The organism is Pedobacter sp. Leaf176 (assembly GCF_001424305.1).
Lineage (GTDB): Bacteria > Bacteroidota > Bacteroidia > Sphingobacteriales > Sphingobacteriaceae > Pedobacter.
In genome coordinates this window covers 184,111-209,422 of record NZ_LMPD01000007.1, presented here as the reverse complement: position 1 = coordinate 209,422, position 25,312 = coordinate 184,111, and the positions used below count along the sequence as shown (strand labels likewise).

The following is a 25,312-nucleotide window of genomic DNA, read 5'->3' as shown; positions in this document are numbered from 1 at the left end:
GCAACTTAGGTCCCCAAAAATAAAAAACAGATAAAATTTTAATATGGAAAGACAGATGCTGATTGGCCTGCACCTGGGAAACGGATATGGTTCCCAGCCCGGCGCATGGCGTATGCCTGGAGTTGACCCCAAAAGTTATACGAGTTTTGATGCAAGGGTAAAACAAGCCCAGGCGGCAGAGCGTGGAAAGTTCCAGTTTATATTCCTGCCGGATGGTCCGGGAGCGATCATGGCCGATATTGGTACCGAATCGCCCAACTTCAACCTCGATGTAATGATGACCCTGGCCGCAGTTGCGAGGGAAACGGAATATATTGGGCTGGTTGCCACTGGCTCGACCACCTTTAATGAACCTTTCAACTTAGCAAGGCAGTTTAAGGCGCTGGATATCATGAGCCACGGCAGGGCGGGTTGGAACGCAATCACTTCAAGTGGCGATGATGTTGCGGCTAATTACGGAAAAAGTATCCCATCGAGCGAGGAACGATACGGCCGTGCCCATGAGGTCATTCAGATCATCCAGGCACTTTGGGGCAGTTGGGGAAAAGAAGCTTGGGTGCACAACCAGGAAACAGGAATATTTGCACACAAAGACCAGATTGCGCCAATTAATCTACAGGGAAAGTTTGCAGGCTCAAGGGGCCCTCTTTATATCCCACCCTCAGAGCAGGGACAGCCGATTATATTCCACGCCGGCGGCAGTCCAAATGCGCATGAACTGGCCGGGCGGTTTGCTAGCGCCGTGATTGGCTCCGCTTTTACAATTGAAGACGCGAAGGCACAACGCAATGCGTTCAGGGTTGCGGCAGAACGTTATGGACGCGATGCCGACGAGATCAAATACATTCCAGGCTTGATGACCACGATTGCCAAGGATAGGCGCACAGCACTCGATCGTCGTATTCAGATGACCGAACATCTGTTTCCACAAAGGATTGCCTACCTGCAACAAATGCTGGGAATACCTCTGGCTATTAATCATATAAATGAACCAATCCCAAAGGCGAAATTAGACCTTGCACGCCCTTCACGATACGACCCGCGATCATCACATGCGCTAAAAATTGCGAAAGAAGGCTGGAGTTTACGTGATATCCTTGCCCATGGCGTGATAGACTATCATCCTGTGATCGTAGGCCCAGGCGTTGAGGCAGCAGACCACATGCAGTCATGGTTTGAGGCCGGGGCAGCTGATGGATTCTGGATCTCACCCGATGTTGATTCAGATGGAATAGACGCTTTTGTAAATGAAGTGGTCCCGATCCTGCAAAAACGGGGATTATTTCATCAGGAATATGAAGGCAAAACCCTCCGAGAACATCTTGGTGCACCTGACCAATATGGAACCGGTCCGCGTGTTTAAAGCTTGCAGAGTATACTCCCAATGAATGGTTCCTAAAAGGAAATATTCCGTAGAATTTGAGAATAAAAAGCCTTTCATAACGTAAAGGCAACGTAAAAACGTTCCATTATTGCCTACTTTTGTATCACTATAGCACTGAATGATTGACCGAACTTTGTCATTATCAATTACTAAAATATAACATAATGGCAAAGACAATTTTTATAACAGGCGCATCCCGCGGATTTGGCAGTATCTGGACAGAAGCGTTCCTAAAACGCGGAGACAACGTAGTTGCAGCTGTCCGTAATCCCTATGCACTGGAAGACCTTATAAAGGAATTTCCATCAAATCTATTGGTCCTGGAACTTGATGTAACCGATAAAGAGATGAGCTTTGAATCGATGCAAACTGCAAAGGCACACTTTGGCCGCATAGACGTACTGATAAATAACGCTGGCTTCGGACATGTAGGAGCTGTAGAAGAGTTGAGCGAGCAGGATGTCAGGAAACAATTTGAAACAAATGTACTGGGTTCGTTATGGACCATGCAGGCGGTCTTGCCGATCATGCGGGAGCAGAAATCGGGGCACATCATTCAGCTTTCGAGTGCGCTTGGCCTTAATACGGTATCCTTGATGGGCTTGTACAGTGCATCAAAGTTCGCAATCGAAGGCCTTACAGAAACGCTGGCTGGCGAAGTGGGCGGTTTTGGCATTAAGGTAACCATACTGGAACCGGGTGGTTTCTCAACGGATTTCTTCGGCACCAATTCCCTTGCATCAAGCGAGCCAACAGCTGCTTACGATGACATCAGGATGGACTTTTATAAGCATGCCACAGAACAGGATTCGGGCAAACCTACGGCAACCGTTGGAGCGATCCTAAAACTGGTGGATACGGATAATCCCCCGTTAAGGCTGTTATTGGGCAAAACAACATTACCTTGGGTAAAATATACTTACGAAGAGCGCTTAAAGACATGGGAATCATGGCAGGATGTTTCTGTCGCAGCCCATGGCTAACAGAAGTTTAACTTTGCAGGGTTTGGATTTACCGAATCCTGCTTTTATGAAAGCTAGATATGGATCATTTCAAAAAAATTAGCGAGCTGCACGAAGCGCTTGGCGTAAAACCTCCGGAACATCCACTTTTTAGCGTGGCCTACGGTGAGCGGGAAGCTTGTGATGGCAACAGTATAATCGAATTTTCCCCGGAATTTTACGTTATAGGGTTTAAAAAGCTAAGAGCTGGCAGTATGCAGTATGGAAAAACAAAATATGACCACGACCGTGGCTCGATGTCTTTTGTAAGGCCCCGCCAGAAAGTTTCCTTTAAAAATGTCGAATTGGAAGAGAAAGGCTTTCTGATCATGATCCACGAAGACTTCCTGCCCGGAACCAGCCTTTACCATGAAATTAAAAAATACGGCTATTTCGATTATGAGGTGAATGAGGCCTTGCACCTTTCACCCGCAGAGGAAGACATCATCTGGAACCTCTACTTCAGCATAGAAAAAGAATATAACAACAATACCGACGAGCTGAGCAAGGCCATCATTATCAGCCATCTTGACGCCATGCTCAAATATGCACAGCGTTTTTATAAAAGGCAATTTATAAATCGTTCGCAACTATCAGGGTCAACACTTACAAAGTTCCAGGAGCTGCTTACGGCTAATTTCCAGGAGCGGGAAACCAAGGAAACTGGCCTTCCCACTGTTGCGCTAATGGCAGAAAAACTGCATATATCTCCCCGTTACCTAACCGATCTGTTGAAGGGAGAAACAGGTAAAACGGCACTGGAACTGATCCATCTTTTTCTGATAGGAGAAGCGAAAAACCTATTGGCTGAAGGCGATCTGAATGTCTCGGAGATCTCGCATCTACTTGGTTTTGAGAACACCACTTATTTTTCTCGCCTGTTCAAAAAAGAAGTGGGTACTTCACCGAATCAATTCAAAGACCAATTTTTGAATTAAAAGCCGTCAACATTATTTAAAACAGTTTAAAATGTCAAACATTTGATAGACTTTAAATAAGCCTTCGGCTGTAATTAATCTCCTTTTGAAAAAAAGCTAATTTTTAACATAAAACGTTATAGATCAATAAAATTCGTTAATGTTTGCAACATGAAATTCGTGGTAAACATAGTGCCATTATTTTTATTCTGAGAACCCTTGCTTTTAGTAACGATTGTTTTGGTTAGGAGATGATTACCACAGATATTTTTCCATCAGTAGAGCTAGCGCAAAATATTTTATTCTAAAAAAACATTTTTCCCTATCAACCTTAATTAGGGGAAACAGATCCCAGTTACTAGAATATAAGTATTAATAACTGGGATCTTGAGTATGGTTTAAATTTTGCGTCTTTACTCGTTATATTGATTACCCGCAGTGTCAATCTACTTAAGTCGACTGCGCTCAGGATGAACTGTGTTTAAATCCAAATAATAATTAAATTTTTTCCAAATAATATTTCGCTTCAGGAAGGTTGTAACTGATATTGCCTTCCTGTTTTCGCAATTGCAAAGCTCTGCTTAATTAATTTATTTACAGCCGCTATCAAAGCAACTTTATGCGGCTTGCCCTTTACCCTCAATCGCTCATAGAGTTCTTTACATGCTTTGTTGCATCTTATTGCAGCTGTTGCAGCCATATACAGTACTTTGCGTACCTGTCCCATTCCCATTTTACAGATATGGTTCTTGCCCTTTACGCTGGTTCCGGACTCATATATCCTTGGCGCAAGACCAAAGTAAGATATTAGCCTTTTATGGTTTTCAAACATTTTGAAGCCATCGGTCAAAATAATCAGTAATGATGCACTTCGGGGGCCTATACCTGGTATACTCCTTAAATTTTGTGATAATCCGGCGTAGCTTTCTGCTATTAGGTTTTCAATTTCCTTTTCCTTGTTCAGTATCTTTTTATCGTAATGCCCAAGTTCCGTTTTTATCTCCTCATTAAGCCTGGCATCTATGGTTGCTGCAGCTTCAAAAGCATGAAGTTGATTGTATAGCATTCCTCTACGAGCCTTTAATCCCTCAAGATAGCTTTCCAGGTTTCTGATGTGCAATATATCTTTCGAGGGCATTACCCATTCTTTCGGATGGGTCAGAGCAGTAAATTTCGCAATTAGAACAGCATCTTTTTTATCTGTTTTTGCTCTGGAAAGCTGCATTTGAGAAAACCTGCGTACGACCAGGGGATTGACAACTGAAACTTTTTGCCCCTGTTCATGGAAAAATCTCGCCAATTGAAAATAATAAGGGCCTGTGGCTTCCATAGCAATATGACTACCAAGAACATGCCCAAGAGCCTGTCCAAAGCCAATAATGTCGTTAGTAAATCTTTTCTCAAAAACCACTTTTTGGTCTTTTAAAACTGCAATGTCAAAATAATCCTTTGAACAATCGATGCCTGTTACCATATTTGTAAATAGATGAGGATCACAGCAGCTTTTTATCATAACTTATCAATTGTATAAACAGGCTCCCAGGCCTAATGAACTGTTCAAGTTTAGGATAAAGAAAGAGAAGGGGACTAACATCCTGAAGGACCTTATTGGCCAATGACAAGTAAAAGTCTTATTCCTTCTCTTTGCTGGATCTTTTATGCTGAACAAAATTATATTCTGACAGCAATTCTCAAAACCTATTTATACAAACTTACGATGACAATGCGAGCAAGGAAAATTGTTTAGGTATTCTATACGATAATCGTTTTGGACTTGACAGAAGAACAGAATCCCTTAGCTGACCATTTTTCCCTTAGTTTACTTGTAAGTTTTTTCATAACTTTTCTTTCTTCGATACTGCCCTTCAATCTTATTTTTTAAAGTTTTTTCAAAATTAACAACTGCTTCACAATGTTCGAAGAGGGTCGAACTTCCGCGGATTGACTCTACCATAATGGCAATTAAGAGGCATCTAAGAAGTATGCCTCTTAATTTTTAAACTTAAAACATCAGATATTAGTTACTTACAAATAAGTTTGATTGAATTTATTGGTTCGAACTTTTTAGTATCAACCCCTATTGTTAAGGTATACTGTAACTATCTAAATATTAAATTTCCGGGCATCAGCGTTCAACTCCATAAATCGCTATTTAAGATACCAAATAAACATATGGGTTAGGTTCATTTGCGAACATTGATCAGCTAGAATATTATTCCATTATCAGGTAAAACCGGAAAATCCGTTTACGCTTTACATTTTTTCGCGACTATCCACGAATACTGTGTAGATTGCTATTTAATTGGAAGTTACACCCACCATTTATATAACAACGCCATTGACATGAAATTTGTATTTTTTTTTAAGATAATTTTAGGAAGCGGGAATTGAAAGTTCCACATTATTTCAAATAATACTCAACTTCCATTTAGCCTTTATTTAATACAATTCGAATTATCAAAAACTAAAATTCTGATTGGAATTGGAATGAATTTATGAGAATCATGCTCAAAAAACCATGTTTTTTTTTAAAGTCTGCAACTAATTGTTTTCTTCCAAGTTATAACTTGATTCGAGAATTTTATGTAAAGATATAGGGTATTCTCTGATTCTCACTCCTGTAGCATTATAAACCGCATTTGCAATTGCAGCAGCAACGCCTACCAAGCCCAGTTCACCGATGCCCTTGGCTTTCATAGGCGACATCGTCGGATCAAGGTCTTCAAGTAGAATAACATCCTGATGAGGAATGTCAGCATGTACGGGAACCTCATATCCGGCTAAGTCATGGTTCACAAAAAAGCCAACATTAGTATCAACTACAAGCTCTTCCATCAATGCGGCACCCACACCCATGGTCATCGCACCTATCACCTGACTTCGGGCGGTTTTAGGGTTTAAAATTCTTCCTGCGTGGCAAACTGCCAACATCCGCCTTACCCTGATCTCGCAGCTGTATTTATTAACGGCAACTTCTACAAAGTGGGCACCAAAAGTATCCTGAGCAAACTCTCTGGAGAGTTCGCCGTAAGTCATTTCATCCTCAGATATGAGCTCCCCGGAATCAGCAGCTTTCGATAAAGAATACTTCTTATTCTTCACGCTGACTTTTCCATCGGAGAACTCTGCCGTTCCCGGTTCGAATCCGAACATCTGCTCGACCTTTTCCCGAAGTTTAACGCAGGCAGCATAAACTCCCGAAGTGGAGGAAGCAGCGCCCCACTGGCCCGCTGAGCCTGGCGACTCCGGCAAACTGGAATCGCCTAATTTAACAACCACCTTATTAATTTCAATGCCCATCATTTCTGCTGCCGTTTGTGCAATGATGGTATAACTACCGGTACCAATATCAGTCATATCGGTTTCTACTGTAACGATTCCTTTATTACTAAGACGAACTCTGGCAGCGCATTTCATAATCGGTGCACCCCGCACAGCGGAAGCCACACCCATTCCCAGCAGCCAGTCTCCTTCCTCTTTACCGCGTGGCTGCTTGCTGCGGCTTTCCCATTTAAACTTTTTTGCCCCTGTTTGCAGGCACTCAACCAGTAACCGGGTTGAAAACGTGCGCTTTGGATTTTCTGGATGAACTTGTGTATCATTTTTAATCCTGAACTCTACCGGATCCATCTTGAGCTTTGCAGCCATTTCATCCATAGCGATTTCAAGAGCCATCATACCCGATGCCTCGCCTGGGGCACGCATAGCAGCTCCCTCAGGCAGGTTGAGCAATGCCAGTTTAAGTTGTGTCATCCTGTTCTTGCCGGCGTATAGTGTTCTTGTGGATGTAGTTGTATATTCCGCAAACCCTCGGGGAATATTGCCCGAAAGGCTTTCATGTCCAATGGATGTTATGGTACCATCAGCATCTGCTCCGATCCTCAATCTTTGAATGGTGGCAGGTCGGTGAATGGTATTATTGAACATCAATGTCCTTTGCAAGGTGATTTTGACTGTTCGTCCGGTAAGCCTTGCAGCAAGTGATGCTGCCACGATATCTGAAAGCACGGTACCCTTTCCGCCAAATCCTCCACCAATAAAAGCAGAAATCAAACGGATGTTTTTTGGGTCAATGCCCAAAATATTAGCCAGATCGCGAACGCCCCAGTTAATTTGCTGGATGGAGCACCAACAGGTAAGTTTTTCCCCATCCCATTTGGCAATGGTTGCATGAGGTTCCATCATCGCGTGAGATTGATCAGGAGTAGTATAGATTTCATCAAGCTTGAAAGGCGCAGATTTAAAACCGTCTTCAAAACTACTAACTTCTGCTGTAGCTGCTGTTGAAGGTCGGCCCGGGTTCAGTATTGTTGCCGAAGCTCCTGCTTTCTTTAAATCAAAGGAACCTTTGGACTTGACATAATCGACCCTAAGTAAAGCAGCACCTGCACGGGCCTGCTCAAAGGATTCGGCTACCACTATTGCAATTGCCTGATGGTAATGATCAACATCCGGACCTGCTAAGAGTCTATCTGCATAAAATCGTCCGGTTTTAAGCGGCCCGGCATTCGAAGCGGTGATAACTCCGATGACACCAGGAAGTGATTTTGCTGCCGTTTGATGAATAGCCTCAATTCGTCCCTTTGCAATACCTGCGCCAACAATATATCCATATGCCGGTTTTGTCTCAGCTATTTGATGTTCATAGGCGTAAGTTGCACGGCCTGTTGTTTTTAGTGGCCCATCTATTCTATCAATCGGTTTACCAACCACTTTAAGCTGATCGATTGCATTTTTTCCTGCTGGTTTATCAAATTTCATATTACCTTTTAGCTTGCTGAATAACGGATTCTATGGTGCGCTCGACCAGCATAATTTTATATTGGTTCTCTCCGGTTGGTCTTGCTCCCGCCAATAAACGTTCTGTAACTAGTTTAGAACCTTTGGGCAAAAGCGCCTCTGCTTGCTCAATACGCCAGGGTTTGGCAGCCACCCCGCCAAGTGCCAGTTTCCCCGATCCGTCGGGATAGATAATTGCGCCAACTGAAATGGTTGCAAATGCGTAAGATGCTCTGTCTCTTATTTTCTGGTATATCTGTTTACCACCGATGGGTGGTGGAAGAAGGACTGAAGTAATGATTTCGCCTGGTTGGAGTGTGTTTTCCAGATGAGGCGTGGATCCCGGAAGAAGGTACAAATCGGCTATCGGGATTTTTCTATGTTCACCTCTTACATTTACAGTTTCGACCGTAGCATCGAGGGCCCTCATAGCTACCGCCATATCACTGGGGTGGGTGGCGATGCAATGGTCGCTACTACCGATTATAGCCAGTTGCCTGCTGAACCCCGCGATGGCAGCACAACCACTACCAGGCACCCTTTTGTTGCAAAGCTGATTGGTATCATAGAAATATGGGCATCTGGTACGCTGCAGCAAATTGCCGCTTGTTGTAGCTTTGTTACGAAGCTGACCAGATGCACCTGAAAGCAGTGCTCTTGCCAGTAAGCCATAGTCTCGACGAACCACATTGTGTGAAGCAAGATCGGTATTATTTACCATTGCTCCTATGCGAAGCCCTCCATCTGTGTTAAGTTCAATCTTATTTAAGCCAGTTTTGCTGATATCGATGAGGTGGGCAGGTTTTTCAATCTGCAATTTCATCAAGTCCAGAAGATTGGTTCCTCCGGCAATAAATTTTGAACCTGGAGTTTTGTCGGCGGCCTTTGCAGCATCCAATGCGGTAGTGACACGCTGATAGGTAAATGACTTCATATTTTCTTCTGATATGGACTATTTATCTGGCTTTTTTAACTGCTTTTGACGCGACTTCTGTAATGGCCTCTACAATATTTGAGTAAGCGCCACAACGGCAAATATTACCGCTCATTCTTTCCCCGATTTCATCGTTGTTTAATATAGGAGATTGGTTCAAATTTGTACTGACATGGCTCGGTATCCCGGAATTTATCTCATTTATGACAGCCACTGCGGAACAGATTTGCCCTGGAGTACAATACCCGCATTGATAAGCATCATGCTTTATAAATGCCGCTTGCATCGCGTGCAGTTTATCCGGCGAGCCAAGGCCCTCAATAGTCACAATATTATCGTCTTCATGCTGAAGTGCAAGAGAAAGACATGAATTGATTCTGCGGCCATTTACCATTACAGTACAGGCTCCGCATTGTCCGTGGTCACATCCCTTTTTTGTACCGTTTAATTTAAGATGTTCCCTGAGGGCATCAAGTAACGTTGTTCTGGTATCAAGTGCTAAGTGCTGCTTTTTTCCATTTACAACAAACGAAACATCTGCTAAAGCAATTTTATTTGATTCGCCAGCCTCTATGCTTGTTAATTTGGTAGCAGCTATGGCCGAAATCGCTGCCGTTGTGCCAATTATCATTTCCCTACGGGACAGCTTTAAACGATTATCGTTTTCCATAAATTTTTATCAGATAAGTTAGCACTGATTATTGCATGTTCTTAAAGTTAGCTTTTTGTCAATTTAAATACGATCAATAGATCATAATTTCTTTATAAAGTCGGCCAAGCCTTTTCTAGGATGCCACTCATCTGTAGTAGATATAGAGTTAATGAGCCATACGAATTAGCTGCAATAAAACCAAAGCTATAAGTGACTAAATATAACTTTAAGCATTTATAAATATTTGACTAAACGACACTGAAACCGCCGTTAAAGAATATAAGCTTACATATTATAAACCTTATATCATTTTTTCGCCTACAGGGAAAATAATTCAATTCTTCACTTTTCCATGTTTGCCATTGTTATAATTTTTATTCCAATATGGTTCCGGTTAATATCCATATGCCACATATATTTAGAATGCCGGTTAAAGTTCCTGCACTGTTGGACGGAAGATGATTTAATTAACATCTACATCCTCCGGCTGGCCGATTGCAAAGGCAACCACTCGGGCAAAGCTGTCCGGACTGATTCCCACACCTCCCACATAATCCTTGTTGGCCTGCTGAATATCTACCTCAGAGATGTGTTCCAGCAATTCTGTCTTAGCGGCGCCCGGACACACAATCGTAGTACGGATGTTATATGGTTTTATCTCCATTCGTAAACCTTCCGTTAATGCACGAACAGCATATTTTGTAGCAGAATAAACTGCAGAACCGTGGAATACCTTATGTCCAGCCACAGAAGAAGTATTGATAATCTGCCCGGACTTTTGCGCTTTCATATAAGGTAGAACTGCGGCAATGCCATTGAGTACGCCTTTGATGTTCACATCTATCATCGTGTTCCACTCCTCAACATTAACCCTGTCCATTGGCGAAAGAGGCATTATTCCAGCATTGTTGAGTATCACATCTATACGTCCAAATTGATCAACAGCACTATCAACCAGGTTTTTTACCTGCTCAAGATTGGTTACATCCGCAGTAACGGCAAGTGCTTGTCCACCCACATCCTGAATATCTTTTGCCAGCTTTGCAATTTTGTCGGCTCTTCTTGCGCCAAGTACAACAACTGCGCCAAGTGAGGCCAAATGCTTCGCTGCTGCTTCCCCCAATCCACTGCTGGCCCCTGTAATGATTACTATTTTGTCCTTGATATTATTTTCCATAAAAATTTTATTTATTTTGAGATCTATCTGGAATTTTTATACACTTCATCCCCCACCGCTTCCTGCCAATTGACAATGCCTTTCTCCGTATTGGGAACGATGTACAATTGCTGTAAACCTACATTTTCACTTGCTCCATGCCAGTGACGAACATTTGGCGGACATTTTACCACACTTCCTTTTTTAAGGATTTCAATAGGCTGTCCTTCGATTTGATGATAGCCAACACCGTCAGTGATGATTAAAATCTGACCGGCTGGATGACTGTGCCAATTGCTTCTCGCACCTGGCTCGAAATATACATTCCCTACCGATGTGGTAAAAGTGCTATCCGGATCTACCAGACCTACATGATAAGCATTTCCCGTGAAATTTTCGCTTGGTCCTTTTTGTCCTTTCGGGAAAATTTCAATTAATTCATTTCTCTCTGCTTTCATTTCATTGTCGTTTTTTGGGCTACTGCAAGATGTTGCAAAAGCGCCTATGATTAGTATCGAAGCTATCTTTATCTTGATTTTCATATCGTATGATGTTCTAGTTGTTCTCAAATTTTACGACAACATTTCCGTTGCCCAACGCCGTGGCAAGTCCGCTGGGATTGTCAACATAGCCTAGTTTTGTATAGCTGTATGACGTGTTGAAGCCTTTATAAAATAAAACGAGGGTATTGCTCCCGTAAAGCGTTAAGTCGCCCACTTTGATATTTCCACCAACCGATGCATTGGCAGGCAAACTGTTTGGCAGATCGTAATATTTTTCGTTGCCGTTCAGTTCCGTCATATTGATGGTGAGCGGCAACCTTGCCCTAAAAGCCGTCGCACTTGGATTGTCATAAAGCGTTACCGTAAATAAATCGCTTCCTATTGTAATTTTCATTTTGCTGGTAGATGGGTTGGTAGTAGTTACATTAGAATCGCCATTCTCCTGGATTGAGATAGGCTCGTTACCTTTGTCGCAGCTTGCCATTCCTAACGACAGGGAGGCAGACAGGATCAGGCTTGTTAGTACGTTTTTCATCCTGGTTCTATTTTAAGTGGGTTTTAAAGAATGTTTCCAGTTTATCAAATGGGATCAGGTCGGTTTTATCATAAAGGTCTACATGGCCTGCCCCTTTCACATAAACCAACTCTTTGGGCATTGCTGCTATTTTATAGGCATCTTCGCTAAATTCTTTTGAATGCGCCTGGTCTCCGGTAATGAAAAGCAGTGGACGTGGAGAAATGGTTTCGATATCATTGAAAGGATAAAAATTCATGAATTTCGTATTACTGCTTAAGGTTGGTTTTGTTGTGGTTTCTTTAGATGCTCCTTTTGGAGTATATTCCCCACGGGGGGTTCTGTAAAAATCAAAAAACTCACGCTGGATTGGGTGGGGGTTCGCCTCGAGTTTTAGTACCGTTCCGCCAGTGTATTTAGTTTCCCCACCTGTAAATTCTGCATATCGCTGTTCCGCTGCTTCAGCAATGACCTGCTTTCTCTGCTCTAAGGTTTGTGAATGGTTCAGCGCATCACGGTTGGCCGATCCCATATCATACATACTCACCGTTGCAACAGCTTTCATCCTCGGATCTATCTTCGCAGCACTGATCACAAAGCTTCCACTTCCACAAACGCCGATAACCCCGATATTATTCCTGTCAACAAATAGTCGTGTTCCCAAAAAGTCGACGGCCGCACTGAAATCTTCAGCGTATACATCAGGCAAGACTGCGTTACGAGGTCCGCCCTCACTTTCCCCCCAGAAAGAAAGGTCGATTGCCAGGGTGATAAAACCTCTGTCTGCCATATTCGAAGCATAAACATCGGCGCTTTGTTCCTTCACCGCCCCCATCGGGTGACCGACAATAATTGCAGGGTTTTTTGTTTTTCTGTCCATATTATTGGGGATAAAAAGATGCCCCGCAACTCCCATCTTATATTGGTTCCTGAACGTAACCGCATACATAGTTACCTTGTCACTCACCTTGAACGTGGTATAGTTCTGTCCTGATATTTCTCTCATCTGTAGTGAGTTTGATGTAGATTGTGCGGCTGCAGCACCAGAAGAAAAGATCGCCGTCAGCGCAATAAAAAGTAATTTTTTCATGTTAAATGTTTTTGATGAATTTTGCCGGAACTCCCCCGACAATTGTATCTGGAGCAACATCTTTGGAAACAACTGCTCCCGCGGCAACAACGGCGTTTTCTCCGATGGTTACACCCGGGAGTACTGTTGCTCCAGCACCAATCCATACATTCTTTTTGATGTGAATGGCTTTTGGAACCAATGAATGCCGTTCTTCAACTGATATTGGATGTCCTTCTGATAGCAGACTTACTTTCGGAGCGATGAACACATTGTCCTCAATGGTAATTCCGCCAAGATCCAGAAAAACACAATCGAAATTGATAAATACATTTTTGCCTATCTTGGTATGCTTCCCGTAATTGATATGCAAGGGCGTAAAAACAACAACACTTTCATCAATTTCCGAACCTGTTATTTGGCTTAAATATTTTCTTATTTCATCGGGATCTGGGGTGCTGTTCATCTGCACCAAAAGTTTCTTGGTTGCAAACGATTCTTCCCGCATTCTGTATGCTTCGGCATCGTTCGGTAAAATGGTTTCCCCATTGCGTAACCTCTTGAAAATGTTCTTAATGCTCATTGCCCTAAATTTTTTACTTAAACAAAGATAAATGGATCTGAGAGGTGTTCTGTTACATTTATTTCGCAAGTAATGTCAAATATTACCTATTATTAACTAATTGTTATATTTTTACCTAATATGGCAACAAATCAAAAAGTTATGCTTTGCAAAGCAGTATCGGGAAGCGAATTCCCAGAGGATTTTAATATCCGGTTCCATACACATATTTATTGTCAGCTTGGGAGCGTAAAATTTGTCTTTAATGGCCGGCAATATCAAGGTAAAAAGGGCGAGTTTATCTTCTGGCTGGCCGGCCTCAATGTTTCTGACCTGTCATTCTCAAAAAATTTCAAGGCCACGATTTTGTTTGTCGATAGCGATCTGCTTACCGCGAGTTTGCCAAGTGCCACGGCGAGCATAGACAGCATAATACATTCCAAGGAATATCCGATTTTGCATCCGGATGAAAAAGACAAGAAGAAGATCCTGAAAAATTTTCAGTTGCTTCACGATATGTCGCAGGAAACAAACCATCGATTTTTTGAGGAAGCACTTAAACTCCAAATGCAACTCTTTCTTTTGGAGATGTGGCACATTTTTGAAGACGAGCTCGACAGAAAAAAAAGAAGTTTACAAAGTGGCACCTTGTACGAGCAGTTCGTACAGTTGGTACAGGAACATTGCATGAGAGAGCGTGAGGTAAGGTTTTATAGTGATAAGCTCAATATCACGCCCAAATACCTCAATTATATTTGCAAGGCCAATACCCGAATTACCGCCTCAGAATGGATACAGCGTAACGCCAAGGAGCGGATAATTATATTATTGCAAAACAAGCACCTTAACATTTCTGAAATAGCTGATGAAATGTACTTTTCGAGCCGTTCTTTCTTTACCCGCTATGTGAAAAAATTACTTGGTGTAACGCCTAAAGAATATCGGGAGCGGATTCGATAAAACACAAATTTTAAGTAGAAGCGAACCTTTCATTACGGATTTAAATACAATGCTGAATCGCTTATTAGGGCAATAGCTAATGCGTATTTATGCACTCACGCTATTTAATTTTAAGTCCTGGGATTAAGGGCTCCGTATCAATCAGCTCCAGCTTTTTCACCATTTTTAAAGTGCCGTTTTTGTATTTCAGGAAATGCGGAGTTTTTACATGTAATGCGTATGCATCTTCGCTTGCATAAATTTCCAAAATCGTCAGGTGTGTGGGCTGACCCTTTTCGAATACCGCATACAGTGTTAGAACACCAGGCTCTTTACCCATGGAAGCCTCAATTTCCTCTTTCAGCAAGACCTTGTAAGAAGATAACTGAGCAGAGTCAATTACTAATTTGGAAAGACGTACCTTTTGAGGCGTAATAATTTTAGTTTTATTAATCATGGCGCTGAGCGAAATGACTAACAGTAAGAAGCCCAAAAGGGCTAAGAAATAGTTAAATGTTTTCATCATAATTTTTAGTTTTGATATTCCTGCTCACTTGCTTTTGCAAACCACTTCACATGGCCCTGATTGGAATGATCGGAAAGTGACAGGTGCAAAAACCTGCCTTTTGGACTAGCACCGTTCCAGTGTTTGGTATCCGGTGGTACAATAATAAGGTCACCCTTTTTTATAATCTGCTTCGGCTTTCCTTCCTGCTGGTAATATCCTTCGCCTTCCAATACATATAAAAGCTGTTCAGCGCCGGGATGAAGATGCCAGTTGTTCCTGGCTCCTGCCTCAAAAACAAAGCTGACTACAGCGTAATTTTTCCTGGCGGCCAATGGCTTCATGTATCCCTTGCCGACATAATTAATAGTGTCCAGCGTTCTGTATCCTGCTAGACCCGTTGATTCTGTGGCATTCTGGGCATTCCCCTGCTCAGCTAAGACCATTAACAGGACCAACGTGACTGATAACCGGGCACTGGTGATGAATAAATTTATCTTCTTCATTTCATTATTTTTAGAACATAGACTATTTTTTCATAGCTTTCAATTTTGCAAAAACATCTTTAGCATGCTGCGCCTGCTGTCGACTTATTTTTTCACCAATTAGCGAAAATAGCTCATTCAGCTGTGCTTCTGTAACTCCCACATTTATACCCATTGAAAGATGGGATAGCAACTGCCCCCCGGTACCTTTCATGGCCGCTAAAGCCGAGATGGTAACAAACTCGCGTTGGCGGAAGCTGAGTACCTGACTTGCAAAAATATCTGCAAAAAGATGCTCATTTAAAAATGCATCTATTCTGGGCGCAAACTCACCAAATCCAGGTGCCGGCTTGGCTTGTGGTGTTTGGGTTAGCTGTTCAAGAACCTTCCTGCCAATTTCATATCTTCCGGAAGTGTCGGTCACAGGGTTATCGTCTTTACCCATGACGTCCACAATGCCTTTTTTTCGACGTTGCTCCAACACTTCTCTCAAGCTTGCGATAGCATTGAGGCTTCTTGGAAAGCCGCAGTAGGCATATAGCTGTACCATAGATTCTTTGACCTCATTGATCGTCAAACCTACATCAAGCCCAATGTTGATTTCGGTGGTTAAATTATCTATATCCCCAACGGCGGTAAGTGCTGAAATACTGGCCAAGCTTACCTGGTGCGGATTTAATACTTTATAGGTGATTTGTTGAGCTTTCAAGTTCTTCGAAGTTGTTAAGAGTGTTAAAAGTAAAATACCAATTAATAAGGTTGATTTTTTCATATTCCAGAATTAAATTTCTCACGTTTTTCCATAAGTCGTAAGTTTAAAAGGAAAAGCCATTCATGTACTTTTACCAAAAAAGACATTTCTTTTTTATCCAGACAACGATGATTTCCTTTGGTATTAAGGATCTATTCTTTCTTCAAAGATTTAAGTACATAGGGCTGTCCCGGAGCAAGCACCTGGATGCGTTCCGGATTGATGACCAATTTTTTAAGCTTCTCTGGATCTCCGTTGAACGGGGAAAAGCCGGGCGCATCCACCGAGCCCCAGTGCGACAAAAGCAATGGCGTATTGGGGTATGCATTTGCCAACTTAACCGCCCCCTCTAATGTGAAATGCCATTCGCTGTCTGAGAAATCAAAAATAATGGCATCAGGAGTTTTCATAGTCAAATGTTCTTTCATTAGCCTTGAATCCCCCGTGGCCCATATACTTCCATCGGGTGTTTCAATCCAAAATCCACATGCATCCTCATTCTTGAAATGTCGCTGCCCCGCTCTAGGATATGCATTTTGATATGCATGATCAGCGGGAGTCAGGTGTATTGCTATATTCCCTATATTGAACTTTTCTCCAATATCAAATCCCCTTGAGGGAAAGCTGAGATTTTTCATCAATGAATCCACATAAAGCGTAGAATAGTATGCATTAGTCACTTTAGCTAAACTGGTTGTTGTTGGAATACTAAAATGATCGTTATCTGAATGGGTAATTAATATCGCATCAAGTCTGGGAACCTGTCTGGACAGGATCGGATAATCGATCATTACCTTCATATCAAAACCTTCCAATACGGGATCAACCATTAAAGTTGTTCCCCGGCTATTGACCATCCATCCTGCCATTCCAAGCCAGCGAAGAGTTGTTGCGGATGATTTTTCAAAAGCGTTTGCGCCAAAGGACTGCGTTGCAGCTGCCTTTGCCTGATATCTACTGGTATCTCTTGCTGCCTGTGCCATCGCGGATATCGAAAGACAGGTTAGAGTTACAAGAAAAAGGGTAATTGATTTTATATTCATGTTGTATATTTAATTCAAATATCCTAAATCTAATTGCGTTAGTACTTATACAGATAGCTGTTTTACCTACCAAGATTACAGGTATGTATAATGATTGGCGGCGATATTGTAGATTTGATAAATAAAGCATCGAAAGTGGAAAAGATCAAAAGACTTCAAAGCGTTACCCAGTTTAATCAGCAACGTGGACAGGAAACCCTCCATCCGCTAATCACCGTATTAGACCAGTCCAAATCCTGCGAGATTACGCCTTTTAGATTTCTTTCTGATTTATATATTGTTTTTTTTAAAGAGGAGAAATGTGCTGACATGATGTATGGTCGTAGCCACTATGACTACCAGAACGAATCTCTGATCTTCATAGCCCCAAATCAGATGGCGGGTTTCGATGAACCTGATGCGATAATCCGTCCAAATGGGTGGGCGCTTGCATTCCACCCCGATTTTATTAGGGGTACCGCTATGGCCAGGGCAATAAGGGAATATCACTTTTTCTCGTATGGGTCCAAGGAGGCCTTGCATGTTTCAGAAAGGGAAAAAAGGATTCTTCTCGACTGTTTTAAAAAAATTATTTATGAATTGGGACATCCCATTGATAAGCACAGTAAAAAACTGGTTATCAGTAACCTTGAAATGCTGCTAAACTATTGCGAGCGCTTTTATGACAGGCAGTTCACGACTAGAAATGAGGTGAACAAAGATATTTTAACACGGTTTGAAGAAGCTATCAATGATTATTTTGATTCTAAGGCGGCTACTTTAGGTTTACCAACGGTGGCTCATTTTGCAAATGAACTTCACCTTTCGCCGGGATATTTCGGTGACCTGATTAAAAGAGAAACCGGTATTTCAGCCCAGGGATATATTCAAGATAAATTGATTGACTTAGCAAAGGAACGCTTTTTTCAGGATAGTCGTTCTATAAGCGAAATTGCATATGAACTTGGCTTTAAATACCCGCAACACCTGACCAGGCTATTTAAAAAAAAAGTCGGGCGAACCCCCCAGCAATACCGGATCCGAGGGTAAGGCTTATAGCTTCGACAAATGAGCTAGTTTAGCTCAATTAATGACGTAAACTTAAAGGTAAAACTCTTTGAAAGGCTATAAACAGGACATACCCCAATACTTAAACCTTGCTTATTATAAAATAATGAGGAAATAATGATAAACCTGACTTTTTAGACTTATCAATTTTTGACTCTTTTTTGTTCACTTTCTACATTTGCACCGTGGTATTTTGACCCTTTAGCACCTTACCAAAACGATAATTAAAAGAAACTACTGCTGTTCATGTATCACTTATATTTCTGTATTCTGCTCTAGTCAAAGCTAGATTATTTGCGTCCAGCGTTTACATAAAAATGGAATACATCGTTTACCACCACTTTAACGGTGGTATTTGGGGATAATTTTTTGCTATCACAGCGTTCATTCTCTTTGCTCAGGTGCAACAAATCGTACGTTGGTTACTATACCCTAGTAATATCAATCTAATTGTATTGTCCAGTCGTACCTAGGTTTAAACTGCAGCATAGGTTTAGATAAAAGAAGGTTTCTTTAATTAACGACTCAAGTTTCATGGCACTGCTGGATATCTGTTCGAATTTATCAATCCGATCCGCAAAAGCGATTCCTGCCGAAAGCTTTGGCAGGGACAAATGAAACTGATATTCCCGTACAAGCGATTGTAATTGACAGTATATCGAAGATATTTAAGGCTTATCTAATTTATCAGTTTGTTGCCGCTTTTTAGGAAGCACGGGTAGCGAAATGATTAGTTTGGGTGCCAGGGAATGTCTAGGCTTTGACTAGGCCACATTAACGGCACAGGGTGATTGTTGTCACTTGTGCTCCCTTTGTGTCCAAAACGTAAATTACCATGATCTATTAAAAACATGGGATTTACGCGGATTATTCTGATTTAAAACGCTCGCACATCCCTATCCATCTCGATGTTTTTGATGCCCTCAATCTTGAGGTCGTCGAGGGAAAGCTTGGAATTGCTGACGGTACTTCCGGTGATCACGCCTGAAAAAGACATCACGCGCTCAACCCTGCAGCCCATGTCACTTAGTTTCCTAGCGATAAGGTCTATCTTATCGATATTGCTATCCTTCACGGATGCAATAAAATTTATTTGTCCGCTTTTCATATTTGTCAACTGTAAGATCAAATTTAATTATTTATATTGACAAATCCTATGCCGGTCCCTGGACTAATCCGGCGCCCACGTCCGAGCTGTTCAGATTCAGAGGCTTGGACCGCTGCACCAGGTACATCCATATTTCAGCCGCACTCGCATTCGGGAAAGCCTCAAAATAAAGGGCGGCAAAGCCAGCGACAAATGGAGCTGCCATGCTGGTTCCGCTGATAACTTTGTGGTGTTCGGTAGCCTTCCAACTGCTGTAGATGTCCACACCAGGTCCGGCGATATCCACTTTGCCACCATCTGGATTGAGTCCACCGCAAGAGAAGTTCGCGCTGTTGAGCTTGCTGTCAAGTGCTCCGACGGCCATGATTGCCAGACAGTTCGCGGGATGAGTCACGGGGTTGATGCGGTTGAGGTCTCTCCTGCATTCGTTACCCGCAGCGGCTATGATCAAGGTGCCTGCCGCATTCGCTCTGACTGCAATGTCATTGTAAACCTTTGAATAAGGTTGTCCTGGAACAACCGGGGCACCGAGCGACATCGATATCACTTTACATTTGTTCATCATGGCCCATTCGATCCCCGCCAAGATTGCGCTGTCTGTTCCTGCGCCGCTATTAGACAATACTTTTGCGATGAATAGGTTTGCTTCACTGGCGACGCCATAGCGAAATCCATTCAAGCTATTGATGTGCCCTGCACTGATGCCAGCACAATGGGTGCCGTGACCATTTCCGTCCATGACGTCTTCACCGCTGATGAAAGAATTTGACACGATCGTTCTTCCCGCGAAATCCGCATGCCTGGAATTAAATCCGGTGTCGAGTATTGCCAGCTTGATGCCCTTTCCGGTATATTTAGAATGAAGGGCATCGGTTGCCTGTATGCCCCAAGAAGAGGTCGCGTCATCGGCGAAAAGGGCGTTATTGGTCATGATATCGGAGAATCCGGTTTGACCATAGAGGTTGTCTACTGCGGCCTTATAACCGCGCATAAATTCTGAACTTGTTGAATTTAAGGCATATACATAACGCTCGGGTTCGGCGTAGTTAGACTCGCTAAAAGTGGCCGTCCCAAGCATGGAGGAAACGTTCTCCTGCTTCTCCTCGTTGACGACCATAATGCCCAGTTGTTCAAAGACGATGCCGTCAGCATCCTCGAATGCCATTGTGAAATCGGCATCCTCCGCGCCGTAATCGTTGAAGGATGCTAAGTTTATGGAAGCCTTTTTTGCCGTGGCGGCAATGGATATTCTTTTAGAACCTGGCTCGACCATTACCAATTGTCTTCCAGTATACAGCGGTCTTTCGTCCGCTGCTCGTATTTCTCCTGTTTGAATCATATTGTTAAGCCTTTAGAGTTATTAAGTTAGGCGTCATAAATCCATGGGGCGACCAGCGTATAAATTGGCAGAAAAACTGCCCCAAGGGTCTGCGCAGTATAACCAAGGATAAGCTGTCCCTCCAAGGGACCGCCCATGGAGAACACCCAGAATATAAACGAAAATGTAGAGACACTGATCTGGCGCCAGGATTCTATCTTTGCGACTTTTCTTAAATAGAATGGTGTAATAATCAACATCAGTACAAAGACGATCCACTGCAAGGTGTTATTCCCTTCGGGATTTCCGTTCAATCCTTTGAGAACGGTGAACACCGCCAGATAAATACTGATGATTTCAGCGGGAACCAATTTGACAAGTTTTGCCATATAGGGATCATCCGTGTTTCCATTGCTTGAGGCCGTAACGGACCCAGGCAAAATTTTAATGATGTTTCTTGACATGATTTTAAAATTTAAGTGAATTGGATTACTTATTCGTTTTTGATGTTGCGGACAAAAGGGACAGACCAATCCCTATTCCAAACCATGGACTCTTGCGATAGGCCCAATTTTCTCCGGTCTTACCAGTAAGAATATCCATTCCGCCCATTACCGAGAAATTGATCCCGGCATGTTCAAGGGTAAGGCCAATGAAGGGGCTAAAACCCAGCACGGTGGTTTTTGAGGTAATGTGTCCACCGGCCATGGTATTCTCATCCACGTCAACATTGGTGACATTGGCGCCAAAACTCGCTGTGAACGAATTTTCGCCGAAGGGGCCGCCGTGGTTTCTGGTAAAAGAGACCGCAGGGCCAATGCCGATGCTTTGACCAAAATCAAATGCTGACCCTGGCTGATGGTTCTTGAAGCGTAGTTTCACGGGCAACACAATGCCTTCCAGTTTTGCCCAACCCGACGGTTTTCTAAAATTGTCGGTTACGACCTCGTCAAACTGTACTTTGCTAATAAAGAAGGTTTGTCCATTCTGCGCTTTGCCGATGTAGACCCCTTTTACTTGTGGGGAAATCCCTGAAGCGGTAACTCCTGGAGTGTTCTTCTGTGTCTTTCCATCTTCGGAAAACCTCCAGAATTGAATGGTATAGCCATCAGCTTCGCTCGAGGTGATGGTAAAATATTGTCCACGCGAGGCCCTGTATACAACCTGCATACCGGATTCAACATCCATGACAACCTGTTTGGTGAAGGGGTCGAAACGTTTTATGATGTCGCCAGCGCTAAATACATAGGTTTTTCCGACCGATTGGCCGGCAACCGGTCTATTAGACATTAACAATATTCCTAAAATGAAAAATGTCATGCGTACCGACGAATGGCTAAGATGAGCCCAAAGACCGAAAGCGTGTTTTAGATACATATTTGAGAGATTAATGGTGACTTGTTTGGTAATTAAATTTCTGGGTAAAAAACTAGAACTACAATACCTAAATTTTGGTATTTATCTTAATACAAACCATTAATATACAACGACTTAAAACTCATACAGCAACGTAACAAGGTCGTGGCATCATGTCCAAATTCAACAGTTAAATCCAGTAAAATATAAAGAAGAAAAGTCTGGAATATTGGTCTAAAATCGGGATTGATTTTAGTATTTTATTTGCTTCTCGAGTCTTGCTGTGATGTTTGAACTACTAAGATGGAAGGGGCCACCTTGGGACATGACCTGCATTGCCGTACTTACTCATCCTAAAATCCGCAGGCGATCAGGTTTTGTCAGGATCTTATTACGTCTTATCTTTTTTACAGCAAATGCTGATCAGCAGCGTGCTCAAAAGATGTAAGGGTGACTTAAGGCGATATAATTAAAGCTTACTCTTTGTGTCGATCGGGAATAAAGTTTCGTCTACCTGTGTGCCCTGGCCCGCCACGCGGCACCAGTTACCGGAAATTTTGTGGTATACTTCCAGGCGACGAACCTTAATATTCAGATCGCGGCCATCTACAACGATGTTCACATTGATCAGGATGTTAACCACTGCGATCGTGCCACCATAAATACGGATGAACTCATTACCCGGCAAGGGTTTAACAGACTTAAATATTAATTTCTCCTTTCTCTGGGCTTCGATCCATTGCTGGTGGCTGAACGAAATATCGCCTTTTGGACCTACTGCGATCATATCTGTGCAATCAATACGTGTGCCGGGCCCCTGGCTTTGCAGTAGTTGCCGAATCTCCTGTCGCTCTCTCGGGTAGCTGGTGGTATCGATCTGTGCAAACGTGCAGGCCGAAAGAAAGATCAGGAAAATAGAGGAGAGTAAAGGTTTCATGATGTTCGTTTTTATTCAAAAATACCCGCTTTGGCCATTCAGTAATCGGAAATTAGCCCAACGTTAACCTACCGAAAACATAAGACCGGTTGCTGTCGCTGAAATCCTTTCGTCGACGATGAAATGATCTCATCTTTGCCGGTATTACTTTTGTCGAATAAGTAAGCTTTATTTGTTTGCCATGAGGTGGAATCTGTATCTTAGCATGAGACCGGGTTCTATGCAGCAATTACCATTTATCTTTTCGAATGACACCAGATGGCGCATTTCCAGACATTTGACCTTTTGGCTGCTCTGGTTCTTATTTCAGTTGCTTTTGTATTCGTTTTCGCCTTCCCCGGTTCTCCAGAGCCAGGCTTTTCTGAACCGGCTGATCATCACGCTACCAGAAACGATGATCTATATGATACCCAGTCTTTTCCTTGCCTATACTTTAATGTATGTGGTTATCCCAGGGCTGGTGTTACCAGGCAGGTATGTCCTGGCTGCCGGATGCGCAGTAATTATAATATTTTTAACAGCGGTATTATCAGCCGGACTATCGATGACCATTATAGATTATTTACGCCACCGTAATGCCGGCAAGTTATCGCGGACTATCGCTAATGAGCCTCATCCTGCTTTTTATATTCAGTTTGGAACAGCTATGCTGGCTGGTCTGCGGGGAGGTATCACGGTAGGCGGCGTAGCGGCGGCTATAAAACTCATGAAATGCTTCTATGAATGGCAACAGACTGCGCTGATGCTGGAAAAAGAAAAAGCGAATGCCGAACTACAAATGTTAAAAGCGCAGTTGCACCCACATTTTTTATTCAATACGCTCAACAACATTTACGCTTTCACACAGGAAGTATCCGAAAATGCATCGGGAATGATCATGGGCCTGTCGCAATTACTTCGATATATTCTGTACGACTGCAGCAAGCCGCTTGTGCTACTCGAAAAAGAGCTTAAAATGATAAGGGATTATTTTACGCTGGAATCGACGCGTTATGACGAGGGTTTAGATATATCGGTTCAGATGCCGAAGGTTGTTACCAACCATTTAATCGCTCCCTTACTGCTCTTGCCATTCATCGAAAATGCATTCAAACACGGTGCAAGCCAGGTTACGGAAAATCCCTGGATCAGTTTAACTGTTTTAGTGGACAATGATGAATTGTCGATGAAGCTGATTAATGGGCGGCCGTCTACCCTTAAAAATTTGTCCCCGGGAATTGGCATCGCTAATGTTCGCAAACGTCTGGAACTTTTGTACCCCGGACAACATGAACTGGTGATAAATAATTTAGAAGAAATGTATATCGTTAATTTAAGGATTAAGCTGGCAACGGCGCCGGCAGACAGGACAAACACTGCTTATGATGCAATCGATCAGGAAATACAACTGTCTCATCGTTGACGATGAGCCGCCTGCAAGAGAGGTATTGCGGCGTTACATCGCTCAGATTCCCATACTCAATCTTGTTGGGGAATGCGGCAATGCCGTGCAGGCGGTTACTGCACTGAAACAACAGCAAGTCGATCTGATATTCCTGGACATCCAGATGCCACAGATCACCGGCCTGGAGCTTATTGGTACACTTAATAATCCCCCGAAATTTGTGCTCACAACGGCATTTGAACAATATGCGGTTCAGGCCTTCGAATTGGCTGTTGTAGACTACCTGGTAAAACCTATAGGTTTCGATCGTTTCCTCAAAGCAGTTATAAAAGCTTTGCCAGGGCAGGATGCCCGCTTTGAAAATCAGGCTGCAGTCAATATATCAGAAACCGCTGACCCTGCTTTTCTTTATTTTCGCGCCGATCGAAAAATGGTAAAGGTTATGCTGAACGATATTCTATATATCGAGAGCCTGAAAGATTATGTAAAGATATACACAACGAAAGGCCAGGTCATTACCAAGTATGCGATCAGTTCTCTTGAGGCCATGTTACCGGCATCATCATTTATCAGAGTGCATCGATCTTATCTTGTATCGTTAAAGAGGATTGATTCGTATACACAGGATGAGATAAATATAGAAATTAATACAATACCCATCGGGAAGCTTTATAGGTTGCAGTTTTTAGAAGCATTGACTAAGCAAATGGATTGATTTCAGCTTTATCCGAACCCTACAATCTTCACCGAAGTTAGGCCTACGAAGTTTGAGTAAAGCGGTAGTTATTCACCAATAAGCAATTACTATTCGGGGAGCGTTGAATTATATAGCCCCTTAACCTAAATTATTTTTCATACTCAGAAATTAATTCGAGTACACCGAGAAACAAAATTACGAGAAACTTTTTTTTGTTTCTCTATAAATTGTTTCTCCTGTCAGAAACAAATCTTTCAGAGATTTTTTTTCA

General features: G+C 42.6%; 25 protein-coding genes. 7 read left to right on the top strand and 18 right to left on the bottom strand.

Annotated features, from left to right (window positions below):
• Window positions 1–43: 43 nt before the first annotated feature.
• The 3 genes from ASF92_RS19760 (at window position 44) to ASF92_RS19750 (ending at window position 3,323) form a co-directional block, all read left to right on the top strand.
• Entirely contained in the window at window positions 44–1,363 is a 1,320-nt protein-coding gene (locus ASF92_RS19760; protein WP_056097467.1) for an NtaA/DmoA family FMN-dependent monooxygenase, read from the top strand.
• Between the two features lie 185 nt (window positions 1,364–1,548).
• Entirely contained in the window at window positions 1,549–2,367 is an 819-nt protein-coding gene (locus ASF92_RS19755; protein WP_055909737.1) for an SDR family NAD(P)-dependent oxidoreductase, read from the top strand.
• A 59-nt stretch (window positions 2,368–2,426) separates the two neighbouring features.
• On the top strand, window positions 2,427–3,323 hold the full coding sequence (locus tag ASF92_RS19750) for an AraC family transcriptional regulator (protein WP_055909734.1): 897 nt from the start codon (window positions 2,427–2,429) through the stop codon (window positions 3,321–3,323).
• A 505-nt stretch (window positions 3,324–3,828) separates the two neighbouring features.
• Here the strand turns inward: ASF92_RS19750 and ASF92_RS19745 are convergent.
• From ASF92_RS19745 to ASF92_RS19705, 9 genes are all read right to left on the bottom strand, one after another.
• The gene (locus ASF92_RS19745; protein ID WP_056097466.1) at window positions 3,829–4,776 is read right to left on the bottom strand and encodes an IS110 family transposase; all 948 of its coding nucleotides are present in this window, start codon (window positions 4,774–4,776) and stop codon (window positions 3,829–3,831) included.
• 1,067 nt (window positions 4,777–5,843) lie between these two features.
• Window positions 5,844–8,063 (bottom strand): aldehyde oxidoreductase molybdenum-binding subunit PaoC, encoded by a 2,220-nt coding sequence (gene paoC, locus ASF92_RS19740; RefSeq protein ID WP_056097465.1) that lies wholly within the window; start codon window positions 8,061–8,063, stop codon window positions 5,844–5,846.
• Window position 8,064: 1 nt separating this feature from the next.
• Entirely contained in the window at window positions 8,065–9,015 is a 951-nt protein-coding gene (locus ASF92_RS19735) for a xanthine dehydrogenase family protein subunit M (protein ID WP_056097464.1), read from the bottom strand.
• A gap of 22 nt (window positions 9,016–9,037) precedes the next feature.
• The gene (paoA, locus tag ASF92_RS19730; RefSeq protein WP_056097463.1) at window positions 9,038–9,685 is read right to left on the bottom strand and encodes an aldehyde dehydrogenase iron-sulfur subunit PaoA; all 648 of its coding nucleotides are present in this window, start codon (window positions 9,683–9,685) and stop codon (window positions 9,038–9,040) included.
• Window positions 9,686–10,130: 445 nt separating this feature from the next.
• Window positions 10,131–10,844 (bottom strand): SDR family oxidoreductase, encoded by a 714-nt coding sequence (locus tag ASF92_RS19725; protein WP_056097462.1) that lies wholly within the window; start codon window positions 10,842–10,844, stop codon window positions 10,131–10,133.
• A 23-nt stretch (window positions 10,845–10,867) separates the two neighbouring features.
• The gene (locus ASF92_RS19720) at window positions 10,868–11,365 is read right to left on the bottom strand and encodes a cupin domain-containing protein (RefSeq protein WP_056097461.1); all 498 of its coding nucleotides are present in this window, start codon (window positions 11,363–11,365) and stop codon (window positions 10,868–10,870) included.
• Window positions 11,366–11,378: 13 nt separating this feature from the next.
• Window positions 11,379–11,861, bottom strand: coding sequence for a cyclophilin-like fold protein (locus ASF92_RS19715; RefSeq protein ID WP_056097460.1), 483 nt, complete (start codon window positions 11,859–11,861; stop codon window positions 11,379–11,381).
• Between the two features lie 7 nt (window positions 11,862–11,868).
• A complete protein-coding gene (locus tag ASF92_RS19710; RefSeq protein ID WP_056097459.1) occupies window positions 11,869–12,930 on the bottom strand; it encodes an alpha/beta hydrolase in 1,062 nt (353 codons plus the stop codon).
• 1 nt (window position 12,931) lies between these two features.
• Window positions 12,932–13,492 carry a DapH/DapD/GlmU-related protein gene (locus tag ASF92_RS19705; RefSeq protein WP_056097458.1) on the bottom strand — a complete coding sequence of 187 codons (561 nt, stop codon included), beginning with the start codon at window positions 13,490–13,492 and terminating at the stop codon, window positions 12,932–12,934.
• 120 nt (window positions 13,493–13,612) lie between these two features.
• On the opposite strand from ASF92_RS19705, the gene ASF92_RS19700 reads away from it, so the two are divergent.
• Entirely contained in the window at window positions 13,613–14,431 is an 819-nt protein-coding gene (locus tag ASF92_RS19700) for an AraC family transcriptional regulator (RefSeq protein WP_056097457.1), read from the top strand.
• 100 nt (window positions 14,432–14,531) lie between these two features.
• Here ASF92_RS19700 and ASF92_RS19695 read toward each other — a convergent pair whose 3' ends face one another.
• The 4 genes from ASF92_RS19695 to ASF92_RS19680 all read right to left on the bottom strand — a co-directional run bounded on the left by ASF92_RS19695 (window position 14,532) and on the right by ASF92_RS19680 (window position 17,194).
• On the bottom strand, window positions 14,532–14,936 hold the full coding sequence (locus ASF92_RS19695; protein ID WP_197413342.1) for a putative quinol monooxygenase: 405 nt from the start codon (window positions 14,934–14,936) through the stop codon (window positions 14,532–14,534).
• A gap of 5 nt (window positions 14,937–14,941) precedes the next feature.
• Window positions 14,942–15,421 carry a cupin domain-containing protein gene (locus ASF92_RS19690; protein ID WP_082489643.1) on the bottom strand — a complete coding sequence of 160 codons (480 nt, stop codon included), beginning with the start codon at window positions 15,419–15,421 and terminating at the stop codon, window positions 14,942–14,944.
• 22 nt (window positions 15,422–15,443) lie between these two features.
• Window positions 15,444–16,172 carry a carboxymuconolactone decarboxylase family protein gene (locus ASF92_RS19685; protein WP_056097451.1) on the bottom strand — a complete coding sequence of 243 codons (729 nt, stop codon included), beginning with the start codon at window positions 16,170–16,172 and terminating at the stop codon, window positions 15,444–15,446.
• A 131-nt stretch (window positions 16,173–16,303) separates the two neighbouring features.
• On the bottom strand, window positions 16,304–17,194 hold the full coding sequence (locus ASF92_RS19680) for an MBL fold metallo-hydrolase (RefSeq protein ID WP_197413341.1): 891 nt from the start codon (window positions 17,192–17,194) through the stop codon (window positions 16,304–16,306).
• A gap of 90 nt (window positions 17,195–17,284) precedes the next feature.
• Here ASF92_RS19680 and ASF92_RS19675 point away from each other — a divergent pair, with 90 nt between their 5' ends.
• The gene (locus tag ASF92_RS19675) at window positions 17,285–18,223 is read left to right on the top strand and encodes a helix-turn-helix domain-containing protein (RefSeq protein ID WP_369817124.1); all 939 of its coding nucleotides are present in this window, start codon (window positions 17,285–17,287) and stop codon (window positions 18,221–18,223) included.
• Window positions 18,224–19,118: 895 nt separating this feature from the next.
• Here the strand turns inward: ASF92_RS19675 and ASF92_RS19670 are convergent.
• From ASF92_RS19670 to ASF92_RS19650, 5 genes are all read right to left on the bottom strand, one after another.
• Window positions 19,119–19,349, bottom strand: a complete 231-nt coding sequence (locus ASF92_RS19670; protein ID WP_056097448.1) for a hypothetical protein — start codon at window positions 19,347–19,349, stop codon at window positions 19,119–19,121.
• A 46-nt stretch (window positions 19,350–19,395) separates the two neighbouring features.
• On the bottom strand, window positions 19,396–20,688 hold the full coding sequence (locus tag ASF92_RS19665; RefSeq protein ID WP_056097446.1) for a S8 family serine peptidase: 1,293 nt from the start codon (window positions 20,686–20,688) through the stop codon (window positions 19,396–19,398).
• 26 nt (window positions 20,689–20,714) lie between these two features.
• On the bottom strand, window positions 20,715–21,131 hold the full coding sequence (locus ASF92_RS19660; protein ID WP_056097444.1) for a hypothetical protein: 417 nt from the start codon (window positions 21,129–21,131) through the stop codon (window positions 20,715–20,717).
• A gap of 25 nt (window positions 21,132–21,156) precedes the next feature.
• Window positions 21,157–22,044 carry a hypothetical protein gene (locus tag ASF92_RS19655; protein ID WP_157263996.1) on the bottom strand — a complete coding sequence of 296 codons (888 nt, stop codon included), beginning with the start codon at window positions 22,042–22,044 and terminating at the stop codon, window positions 21,157–21,159.
• A gap of 448 nt (window positions 22,045–22,492) precedes the next feature.
• Window positions 22,493–22,960: a nuclear transport factor 2 family protein gene (locus ASF92_RS19650; RefSeq protein WP_056097439.1), complete on the bottom strand. Its 468-nt coding sequence runs from the start codon at window positions 22,958–22,960 to the stop codon at window positions 22,493–22,495.
• A 181-nt stretch (window positions 22,961–23,141) separates the two neighbouring features.
• On the opposite strand from ASF92_RS19650, the gene ASF92_RS21470 reads away from it, so the two are divergent.
• Complete coding sequence (locus ASF92_RS21470; RefSeq protein ID WP_231729873.1) at window positions 23,142–24,362, top strand: sensor histidine kinase; 1,221 nt, start codon at window positions 23,142–23,144, stop codon at window positions 24,360–24,362.
• A complete protein-coding gene (locus ASF92_RS19640; RefSeq protein WP_231729872.1) occupies window positions 24,322–25,059 on the top strand; it encodes a LytTR family DNA-binding domain-containing protein in 738 nt (245 codons plus the stop codon). The genes ASF92_RS21470 and ASF92_RS19640 overlap by 41 nt, the downstream gene beginning before the upstream one ends.
• The last annotated feature ends 253 nt before the right edge of the window (window positions 25,060–25,312 follow it).

What these genes read in the sequence shown, in the direction of transcription:
- ASF92_RS19675 (WP_369817124.1), top strand. Translation starts at nt 17,285, where the DNA reads ATGATTGGCGGCGATATTGTAGATTTGATAAATAAAGCATCGAAAGTG.
- ASF92_RS21470 (WP_231729873.1), top strand. Translation starts at nt 23,142, where the DNA reads ATGAGGTGGAATCTGTATCTTAGCATGAGACCGGGTTCTATGCAGCAA.
- ASF92_RS19760 (WP_056097467.1), top strand. Translation starts at nt 44, where the DNA reads ATGGAAAGACAGATGCTGATTGGCCTGCACCTGGGAAACGGATATGGT.
- ASF92_RS19685 (WP_056097451.1), bottom strand. Translation starts at nt 16,172, where the DNA reads ATGAAAAAATCAACCTTATTAATTGGTATTTTACTTTTAACACTCTTA.
- ASF92_RS19715 (WP_056097460.1), bottom strand. Translation starts at nt 11,861, where the DNA reads ATGAAAAACGTACTAACAAGCCTGATCCTGTCTGCCTCCCTGTCGTTA.
- ASF92_RS19690 (WP_082489643.1), bottom strand. Translation starts at nt 15,421, where the DNA reads ATGAAGAAGATAAATTTATTCATCACCAGTGCCCGGTTATCAGTCACG.
- ASF92_RS19710 (WP_056097459.1), bottom strand. Translation starts at nt 12,930, where the DNA reads ATGAAAAAATTACTTTTTATTGCGCTGACGGCGATCTTTTCTTCTGGT.
- ASF92_RS19655 (WP_157263996.1), bottom strand. Translation starts at nt 22,044, where the DNA reads ATGTATCTAAAACACGCTTTCGGTCTTTGGGCTCATCTTAGCCATTCG.
- ASF92_RS19725 (WP_056097462.1), bottom strand. Translation starts at nt 10,844, where the DNA reads ATGGAAAATAATATCAAGGACAAAATAGTAATCATTACAGGGGCCAGC.
- ASF92_RS19640 (WP_231729872.1), top strand. Translation starts at nt 24,322, where the DNA reads ATGATGCAATCGATCAGGAAATACAACTGTCTCATCGTTGACGATGAG.
- ASF92_RS19660 (WP_056097444.1), bottom strand. Translation starts at nt 21,131, where the DNA reads ATGTCAAGAAACATCATTAAAATTTTGCCTGGGTCCGTTACGGCCTCA.
- ASF92_RS19680 (WP_197413341.1), bottom strand. Translation starts at nt 17,194, where the DNA reads ATGAATATAAAATCAATTACCCTTTTTCTTGTAACTCTAACCTGTCTT.
- ASF92_RS19650 (WP_056097439.1), bottom strand. Translation starts at nt 22,960, where the DNA reads ATGAAACCTTTACTCTCCTCTATTTTCCTGATCTTTCTTTCGGCCTGC.
- ASF92_RS19705 (WP_056097458.1), bottom strand. Translation starts at nt 13,492, where the DNA reads ATGAGCATTAAGAACATTTTCAAGAGGTTACGCAATGGGGAAACCATT.
- paoC (WP_056097465.1), bottom strand. Translation starts at nt 8,063, where the DNA reads ATGAAATTTGATAAACCAGCAGGAAAAAATGCAATCGATCAGCTTAAA.
- ASF92_RS19670 (WP_056097448.1), bottom strand. Translation starts at nt 19,349, where the DNA reads ATGAAAAGCGGACAAATAAATTTTATTGCATCCGTGAAGGATAGCAAT.
- ASF92_RS19720 (WP_056097461.1), bottom strand. Translation starts at nt 11,365, where the DNA reads ATGAAAATCAAGATAAAGATAGCTTCGATACTAATCATAGGCGCTTTT.
- paoA (WP_056097463.1), bottom strand. Translation starts at nt 9,685, where the DNA reads ATGGAAAACGATAATCGTTTAAAGCTGTCCCGTAGGGAAATGATAATT.
- ASF92_RS19665 (WP_056097446.1), bottom strand. Translation starts at nt 20,688, where the DNA reads ATGATTCAAACAGGAGAAATACGAGCAGCGGACGAAAGACCGCTGTAT.
- ASF92_RS19735 (WP_056097464.1), bottom strand. Translation starts at nt 9,015, where the DNA reads ATGAAGTCATTTACCTATCAGCGTGTCACTACCGCATTGGATGCTGCA.
- ASF92_RS19750 (WP_055909734.1), top strand. Translation starts at nt 2,427, where the DNA reads ATGGATCATTTCAAAAAAATTAGCGAGCTGCACGAAGCGCTTGGCGTA.
- ASF92_RS19745 (WP_056097466.1), bottom strand. Translation starts at nt 4,776, where the DNA reads ATGGTAACAGGCATCGATTGTTCAAAGGATTATTTTGACATTGCAGTT.
- ASF92_RS19700 (WP_056097457.1), top strand. Translation starts at nt 13,613, where the DNA reads ATGGCAACAAATCAAAAAGTTATGCTTTGCAAAGCAGTATCGGGAAGC.
- ASF92_RS19695 (WP_197413342.1), bottom strand. Translation starts at nt 14,936, where the DNA reads ATGATGAAAACATTTAACTATTTCTTAGCCCTTTTGGGCTTCTTACTG.
- ASF92_RS19755 (WP_055909737.1), top strand. Translation starts at nt 1,549, where the DNA reads ATGGCAAAGACAATTTTTATAACAGGCGCATCCCGCGGATTTGGCAGT.